Genomic DNA, 1,348 nt, shown 5'->3' with positions numbered 1-1,348 from the left:
TCCGCATCCACGCTGGTCAGCGTGAGGACCGGACCACCACGACCGGCACCAAGGCGTGGGAGCTGTTCGCCGACGACACCGAGGTGATCGCCGCACGGGTGGGCGCCGACCTCAAGGACCTGGCCTACGAGCTGCAGGACGGCGACGAGGTCGCCGCCGTGGCCATCGACAGCCAGGACGGGCTCGACATCCTGCGCCACTCGGCCGCCCACGTGATGGCGCAGGCCGTGCAGGAGCTGTTCCCCGACGCCAAGCTCGGCATCGGCCCGCCGATCGAGAACGGCTTCTACTACGACTTCGACGTCGCGACCCCGTTCGTGCCCGAGGACCTCGAGAAGATCGAGACCCGGATGCGCAAGATCATCAAGGAGGGGCAGCGCTTCTCCCGCCGGGTCACCACCGACGCCGACGCGATCGACGAGCTGCAGGACGAGCCCTACAAGCTCGAGCTGATCGGGCTCAAGGGCTCCGGCATCTCCGATGACGCCGCTGAGGGCGCGAGCGTCGAGGTCGGCGCCGGCGAGCTCACCATCTACGACAACGTCCGACGCAACGGCGACGTCGCCTGGAGCGACCTGTGCCGCGGGCCGCACCTGCCCACCACCAAGCGGATCCCGGCGTTCAAGCTGATGCGCTCGGCGGCGGCCTACTGGCGCGGCGACGAGAAGAACAAGCAGCTCCAGCGCATCTACGGCACCGCCTGGCCGAGCAAGGAGGAGCTCGAGGGCCACCTGCACCGACTCGAGCTGAGGTCGCCCACCCTGGGCGAGTCGGGCATCGGGCTGGTCGAGCGGATGTTCAACCGGGGCGGCTGGGAGGTCGCCGGCGGCAACGCCGTCGTCGACGCGAGCGGCTGGGACGCCGCGGAGGGGTACGCCGTGGTGTGGGCGCCGTCGGTGCGGATGGTCATGTCCCTGGCCGACTTCGACGACTCGCGCTGGGTCAACCTCACCGGCGTCTCGGGGCACCCGTTCAGCGAGCACTACACCGACCAGACCGACGTCTGGGCCGAGGGCGGGACGCTGCCCTGGCGCTTCGAGCGCGACGCGGTCGTCGACGCCGGCGCCGACACGCTGACGCTGGTCCCGGCGGATCCCGATGGTGACTGAGCGTCGGTCAGAAGCGGCGCAGCCCCGTGGGTGACACCGCGGCGGTGACCGGGCGGTCGTGCGGCTCGACCGGCACGTCGCGCCCGACCTCGTCGTCGTAGAGCAGCACGCAGGTGAAGGTGCCGACCGGAATGCTGGCGGTCACGCCCTGCAGGTTGATGGCCGTCGCCTTGTGCACGGTCAGCTTCTTGCCCGATCCCTTGCGCCGCTTGGTCGGGACCGCGACCTCGCGCGTGCCG

Annotated in this window: 2 protein-coding genes; one reads left to right on the top strand and one right to left on the bottom strand. The window is 70.7% G+C overall.

The window, feature by feature from the left end; genetic code table 11:
- A partial coding sequence (locus U1703_RS19055; RefSeq protein WP_332786970.1) for a penicillin acylase family protein occupies positions 1–1,109 on the top strand: 1,109 nt, incomplete at its 5' end.
- A gap of 7 nt (positions 1,110–1,116) precedes the next feature.
- Here U1703_RS19055 and U1703_RS19050 read toward each other — a convergent pair.
- A partial coding sequence (locus tag U1703_RS19050; protein WP_332786969.1) for a 5-formyltetrahydrofolate cyclo-ligase occupies positions 1,117–1,348 on the bottom strand: 232 nt, incomplete at its 5' end.

The organism is Sphingomonas flavida, from assembly GCF_036663655.1.
Taxonomy (GTDB): Bacteria; Pseudomonadota; Alphaproteobacteria; order Sphingomonadales; family Sphingomonadaceae; genus Sphingomonas.
Note: the sequence above shows the minus strand (reverse complement) of the source record. Positions and strands in the feature narration are given on the sequence as shown.